This is a genomic window from Sandarakinorhabdus oryzae, from assembly GCF_009733735.1.
GTDB lineage: Bacteria > Pseudomonadota > Alphaproteobacteria > Sphingomonadales > Sphingomonadaceae > Sandarakinorhabdus > Sandarakinorhabdus oryzae.
In genome coordinates, this window is the sequence record NZ_WNJP01000147.1 from 1 (window position 1) to 6710 (window position 6710).

Annotated in this window: 6 protein-coding genes and 1 tRNA gene; 6 read left to right on the forward strand and 1 reads right to left on the reverse strand. The window is 68.0% G+C overall.

Annotated features, from left to right (window positions below; all coding sequences use genetic code 11):
* The 4 genes from GJ693_RS12520 to GJ693_RS12535 all read left to right on the forward strand — a co-directional run.
* Nucleotides 1–647 (forward strand): ribonuclease E/G (locus GJ693_RS12520; protein ID WP_156256628.1); only part of this gene is annotated, 647 nt, incomplete at its 5' end.
* Complete coding sequence (locus GJ693_RS12525; RefSeq protein WP_197042172.1) at nt 631–840, forward strand: DNA gyrase inhibitor YacG; 210 nt, start codon at nt 631–633, stop codon at nt 838–840. The genes GJ693_RS12520 and GJ693_RS12525, both read left to right, overlap by 17 nt.
* Before the next feature lie 44 nt (nt 841–884).
* Nucleotides 885–959 (forward strand) — tRNA-Phe (locus tag GJ693_RS12530).
* A gap of 189 nt (nt 960–1148) precedes the next feature.
* Nucleotides 1149–4214 carry an autotransporter outer membrane beta-barrel domain-containing protein gene (locus GJ693_RS12535; protein ID WP_197042173.1) on the forward strand — a complete coding sequence of 1022 codons (3066 nt, stop codon included), beginning with the start codon at nt 1149–1151 and terminating at the stop codon, nt 4212–4214.
* A gap of 78 nt (nt 4215–4292) precedes the next feature.
* On the opposite strand, the gene GJ693_RS17525 is transcribed toward GJ693_RS12535, so the two are convergent.
* Entirely contained in the window at nt 4293–5075 is a 783-nt protein-coding gene (locus GJ693_RS17525) for a PEPxxWA-CTERM sorting domain-containing protein (protein WP_235902869.1), read from the reverse strand.
* Between the two features lie 102 nt (nt 5076–5177).
* On the opposite strand from GJ693_RS17525, the gene cuyA reads away from it, so the two are divergent.
* Together cuyA and GJ693_RS12550 are read left to right on the forward strand one after the other, a co-directional pair.
* On the forward strand, nt 5178–6185 hold the full coding sequence (gene cuyA / locus GJ693_RS12545; RefSeq protein WP_156256631.1) for a D-cysteate sulfo-lyase: 1008 nt from the start codon (nt 5178–5180) through the stop codon (nt 6183–6185).
* On the forward strand, nt 6182–6710 hold a 529-nt coding region (locus tag GJ693_RS12550; RefSeq protein ID WP_156256632.1), incomplete at its 3' end, for an aspartate/glutamate racemase family protein. The genes cuyA and GJ693_RS12550, both read left to right, overlap by 4 nt.

The following is a 6710-nucleotide window of genomic DNA, read 5'->3' on the forward strand; positions in this document are numbered from 1 at the left end:
CGGCGCCCGATCTTGCGGCCCGGCTGGCCGCCGCTGGCCATGAGGTGACGCCCGTGCCGGCGCAGGGCCCTGATCGCCTGGCGGAGGCCGGGTGGGACGCGGTGGTGGAGGAAGCGCTGTCGGGCCGGGTGGCGTTTCCCGGCGGCCGTCTGCTGGTTGCGCCGACGCCGGCGATGCTGGTCATCGATGTCGATGGCGATGGGGACCTGTCGCGCCTGACCGAAGCCGCCGCCCGCGCCGTGGCCGGCGTGATCCGCCGCCACGGTATCGGCGGGCCGGTAGTCGTGGATTTCCCGACACTTGCCGGCCGGGGCCCGCGCGCCGCCGTTGATGCGATCCTGGCCGAGGCGCTGCCGTCGCCGTTTGAGAAGACCGCGATGAACGGCTTTGGCCTGGTGCAGATCATCCGCCCGCGCCGTCAGCTGAGCCTGATCGAGGAGGTGCGCCGGCCGGGCTTTGCTGCGCTTGAACTGCTGCGCCGCGCCATGCGCCTGGTTGGCCCGGTGCGCATCGAGGCGGCGCCGGCCGTGATCGACTGGCTGGCCGCGCGGCCAGCCCTAATCGACGAGTGCGCGCGGCTGACCGGCGGGCGGCTGGCGCTGGAGGCCCGGGATGGGGCAGGGAGGGGCCATGTCCAAGCCCTCTGATTCGAAAGCGCGCGCCTGCGCCTATTGCCGGAAAGCCCCCGTGGTGCCGGCCTTCCGCCCGTTCTGCAGCGAAGGCTGCCGCTCGCGCGATCTCAACGCCTGGCTGTCGGATCGCTATGTCGTGCCGGCCGCCAGCGAAGAGGACGAACTTTCTGTAACGTCCCCGCTGGACAATGGCGACGAGGCTGGCTAAACGCCCGCTTCCCACGCGGTTCACCCAACCGCCTGACGATGTGGGCCCGGGTAGCTCAGGGGTAGAGCAGGGGACTGAAAATCCCCGTGTCGGTGGTTCAAATCCGCCCCCGGGCACCATTTTTCCTGCTCCCCAACATCGCCTGCAACCTGATGGCCACGCCGTGCGTGAAAAGTGCGTCCCAGTTTGCCGGTCTTGACGGCGGTTCATCTGTCGTTCAGCGCAAAACGGCAGGTCGTTTGCGCATGTGGGCTGCCCCCCTCCGGCCCGCTCGTCACAGCCACTGCAACAGCAATCGGATTCCCATCATGTCTGCATTCACCACCGCCCGTCCCCTCCTGCGCGCGGCTCTGCTCGCCGGCGTTGCCAGCGCCGCTAGTGCCCAGACGGTGACGATCAGCGCCAACCAGACGACGCCGATCGTGACCAGCACCGCCAGCAGCGGCGCGCCGGCCAACGTCACCATCAACAGCGGCATCAGCGTCACCGTGGCGGGCGGCACGGCGGCCACCATCGACAGCAACAACACGCTGATCAACGGCGGCACCATCGCCAACAGCGGCACCAGCAACGTCGTGGGCGTGAAGCTCGATTCCGCGCTCACGAGCGCCGGCAACTTCACCAACAATGGCCTGGTGCAGATCACCGGCACCGGCGGCAGCGGCAACATCGGCCTGTGGGTGACCGGCCCCAATCCGCTGACCGGCACCATCACCGGCACCACCACGTCGCGCTTTTCGGTAACCGGCGACAGCGCCACCGGCGTGCTGATCGCGGCACCGTTCACCGGCAATGTCACCCTGGGCGGCGTCTCCGTGGGCGGCAGCAACAGCCGCGGCATCGTCGTCAACGCGCCGCTCACCGGCAATCTGCAGACCTATGGCACGATTTCGGCGAGCGGCACCGGCAACACCGGCATCGCCATCCTCGCCCCCATCAGTGGCCGCTTCACCTCGGGATCGTCGATCGTCGTCGGCGCCGATGCCACCCTGAATGCCCAGGGCCAGACAGTGCCGGCGGTGGCCGGTGTGGCCGGCGTGCAGATCGCGGCCAGCGTGGGCGGCGGCTTCGTCAATGATCGCTATCTGGTCGATTCAACTGGCGTGGTGGTGCCCTCGGGCACGGCCAATGCCACCACCATCATCGCCACCATCACCAGCTATGCCGGTGCGCCGGCCCTGCTGGTGGCGCCGGTGGGCACCGATCCGATCAGCTTGGGCGCGGTCGGCACCGGCGCCGACGCCTTTGCCATCGTCAACCGCGGCAATATCTCGGGCATCGGCCGCAACAGCGGCACGGCGCAAACCGCCATTCTGATTGGCCGCGACGCGCTGGCGGCAAACAGCGTCGTGCTGGCCGGCGGCATCAGCAACCAAGCCAATGCCAACATCACCGCCAGCGCCGTTGACGCGGCGGCCACCGGCATCACGCTGGCCAGCGGTGCCAGCGTGCCGGCCATCGTCAACGCCGGCAATATTTCGGTGACGGCGGCGCAGACAGCAGCGGCGGGCACCACGCCGGCCGGCGCCGGGGGTGTCGGCACGGCCATATTGGTGAAGGCCGGCAGCAGTCTCGGCAGCATCAGCAACAGCGGCACGATCTCTGCCAAGTCATCGGGAAACAACGGTGCCTGGGGCATCCGCGACCTGTCAGGCACGCTGACCAGCATCACCAACACCGGCACCATCGAAGCCGCTGCGCCGACTGGCCAGGCCGGGCGCGCCATCGATCTTTCCGGCAGCAGCGCGACCGTCGCGATCAGCAACAGCGGCAGCATCAAGGGCGATGTCGTCGGCGGCAGCGGTGATACCAGCGTCACCCTCACCGGCGGCAGCGTTACCGGGATATTGTCGCTGGGCAGCGGCGCCAACAGCCTGACCATGTCCGGCGGGGCCACCATTGCCGGCGCCGTCACCAGCGGCGGGCAATTGGCGGTCAACTTGTCGGGCGCGACCACGCTCGATCTGTCGAAGGCGGCGCCGCCCACGCTGTCGTCGCTCAACCAGAGCGGCTCGAGCGTGCTGGTGATCGGCGTCGCCTCCGGCCAGCCCGGTCTCACGGTCACCGGCGCAGCCAGCTTCACCGGCAATGCCAAGCTGCGCCTTGCCGTTGGCAGCGTCGCCCAGACCCAGCAACTGACCGTGCTGACCGCCGCCGGCGGCATCACCGCCGAACAGCCGGCGACCCTGGTCGATACCGCCAGCACGCCGTTCCTGTACACGCTGGGCAATGTCAGCGTGGGCAGCAACGTCATCACGGCGACGCTGAACCGCAAGACCGCGGCGCAGGTTGGCCTGGCGCCGGGCGTGGCCAATTTCTTCGATCAGTCGCTGGTGGCGCTGACCGGCGACACCACCCTTGGGCCGGCGATCGCCAACCTGCCGACGCAGGCGGCGCTGCTGGCCGCCTATCGCGTGCTGCAGCCGGCCAGCTTCAGCCAGGCGCCGCTGCGCATGGCCGCCGCCATGAATGACGCCGGCTTTGCCAACGTCAGCCAGCGCCTCGCCACCGTGCGCCTGTCGTCAGGCGAAGGCAGCGAGCGCGGCAAGTTCGGACTGTGGGCACAGGAATTTGGCAATTTCCAGCGCCAGCGCGACGGCAGCAACCTGCCTGGCTTCAACGCCAGCATGCTGGGCCTGTCGATCGGGGTGGACGTGCCGTTCGCCGGGCTGGACGCCGTCGGCATCGCCTTCAACGCCGGCTGGTCCGATGTCAGCACCGGCGGCATCGGCGGCAAGCCGCTGCTGATCACCGCCAAGCAGGTGGATATCTATGCCGGCAAGAGCTTTGGCGGCCTGTTCCTGGCCGTGCAGGGCAGCTATGCCAGCACCGATTATTCGACCCGGCGCGAGTTCAGCATCGGCAACCAGAGCGGCGTGATCACCGGCGCCTGGCGCGGCACCAGCTATGGCGCCACCGGCACGGTTGGCTACACGTTGAAGGTCGGCCGGCTGGCCATCACCCCGTCCGACAGCATCGCCTGGCTGCAGGTGAAGCAGAATGGCTTCACCGAAACCGGCGCCGGCGCGCTGGCGGTGACGCTGAACAAGAACAACCAGAGCATCACCACCAACACCGCGTCGCTGGCCGCCGATTATGTGCTGCCGGCCGGCGATGGGGCGTGGCGTCTGGGCGTGCGCGCCGGCTATGTCAGCCAGATCGGCACGTCGGCGCTGGCGCTGACCGGGCGCTTTGCGGGCGGCAACACGCCGTTCACGCTCAGTGCTGATGCGATTCGCCCCAGTGAACTGCAGGTTGGCGCGCAGATCGGCTATGCCGGCGCCGGCTGGGCTGGCGTGCTCGGCTATGACCGGCGCCAGGCCAGCGGCTACACGGCGCAGGCGATCATGGCCAGTTTCCGCATCGTGCTGTAATCACGGGCGGTTTCAATAAAGTAAGGGCGCCGCCAGTCATGGGACTGGCGGCGCCCTTCTTGTTTCGATGGCGGCGGTTCAAGCGGCCACGTGCCGCCGCCGGCGCATACCGGCACCAACCAGGCCGAAACCGGTCAGCAGCATTGCCCAACTCGCCGGTTCGGGAACGCCGCTTTCGGTGATGGTCCAATCCATGCCGAAACTGGCCCCGGTGACGCTGTCGAAACCGCCCTGCTCGTTGCCAAGATTGCCATTGTTTGAAATCGAGAAGCTGTACGCCGTGTTGGGATTGAGCGCGACGCTGAAGCTGCCGCTGCCATCGACCGGCGACACGGTGAATGGCGTGACGTTGTAGGGCATTGAGCCCCTACCAAAAATGCCCTGCAGGCCGAACGTGCTGCCGACCTCGGTGAAGGTGGACAACGTCCATTTGACATTGAAACTGGCGGCAGACGCACCGGTGGTGAAGTTGTACGTCCAGTTCGGCGTGTTTTTGTTGGTCTCGACCTGGGTCCCAAGCCCACTGGCGGCTGTCTGGGCTTCCCAGCCCCAATTCAGGTAAACGCTGCCTTGCGTGGCTGATACCCATTGGGCTGAGACATTGGCGAAGGACACCGCGGTGACGTTCGCGAGCGGATTGGTGACCGTTGAATAGACTGCGGCTCCCAGCAACCCAGGCGCGCCGGCGCCACTGTCGCTGTATGACTGTGCGTCGCTGACGCTGCCCAAAATCACATTGCTGCCAACCGAAACAGCACCGCCATTTGCCGTGATGGCAAAGGCCGGCACCGAGGCCAAAAGTGCGGCCAGAAAAATCACACGCTTCATCGCAACATCCCCCCGGACATCTGCCCGAGACATTCAGGCAGAGATATTTACGGTATCACAACATATATGAACAACAAGGGGCCATTCCCGGGCAAGCAGTTGCGCGGGCGCGGGCTTCGTGCCACGGGGGCGGCCATGAACCTCGCCCGCTTTCCCCGCCGCCGCTACACCCCTGGTTTCACCCCGCTGGAGCCGCTGCCGCGCCTGTCGGCCACCATTGGCGGAGCGGAATTGTGGATCAAGCGCGACGATCTGCTCGGCCTCGCCGGCGGCGGCAACAAGACGCGCAAGCTGGAATTCCTGGTCGCCGAGGCGCTGGCGCAAGGTGCGGACACGCTGATCACGGTGGGTGCGCCGCAATCCAACCATTGCCGGCTCACGCTGGCGGCGGCGGCGAAGGAAGGCCTGGCGTGCCGGCTGGTGATCGAGGAGCGGGTGCCGGGCAGCTTCAACCCCGATGCTCTGGGCAATAATCTGCTGTTTGACCTGATGGGCGCCGCGAGCGTGCGCATGGTCAAGGCCGGCAGTGACCTTGCCGCCGAAATGGCTGGGGAGGCCGCGGCCGTGAAGGCGGCGGGCGGCAAGCCCTATGTCATCGTTGGCGGCGGCTCCTCGCCGCTGGGGGCGCTGGGTTATGCCGCGTGCGCGCAGGAAATCATGGATCAATCGTTCGAAGCGGGCGTCGCCTTTGATCGCATCGTGGTGGCGTCGGGCAGCGCCGGCACCCACGCAGGCCTCATCGCCGGACTGGTGGCGCTGAATGCTGGCGTGCCTGTGACCGGCATCAACGTGCGCCGGCCCCGCGCCGAGCAGGAAGCCAATGTGCTCAAGCTGGCGCAGGCCACCGCTGATCTGCTGGGCACGCCGCAGCCGGTAGCCGAAGACATTGTGGCACTCGCCGATTGGGTCGGCCCCGGCTATTCGCTGCCCACGCGTGAAATGGTCGAGGCGGTGCGCTTGCTGGCGGCGAAGGAGGGCATCTTGCTCGACCCGGTCTACAGCGGCAAGGCGATGGCCGGCCTGATCGGGCTGACGCGGCAGGGCGTGTTTGACGGCGAGCGCGTGCTGTTCCTGCACACCGGCGGCTCGCCGTCGCTGTCGGCCTTTGCCGACGTGCTGCGCGATCCTGCCTTCAACGGATGAGCCGGTACCGCACGATCGGCGTGATCGGCGGCATGGGGCCGGCGGCCACCGCCGATTTCCTGGCCCGCCTTGTGGCCGGCGTGGCGGCGGCCAGCGACACCGATCATCCGCGCGTGCTGGTGGACAGCAACCCGCATGTGCCGGACCGCAATGCTGCCGCTCTGCGTGGTGCCTCGTCACCTGGCCCGGCGCTGGCCGCGATGGCTGAGGGGCTGGTCGGGCAGGGGGCAGAACTGCTCGCCATGCCGTGCAATGCGGCCCATGGCTGGGCCGATGCGATCACGGCCGCGCCCTTCATCTCGATGATTGATGCCGCCATCGCCGAAGCCATGGTACATCGGCCGCGCACCATCGGTGTGCTGGGCGTCGGCGCGACGCTGGCGCTCGACATCTATGGCCGGGCCAGCCCGGTGCCGGTGCTGAACGGCGATCTGACCGTGGTGCAGCCGGCGGTCAACGCCATCAAGGCCGGCGATCGGGGCGACGCCGTGCGCGCCGCGCTGGCCGGCGAGGCGGCGCGGCTGG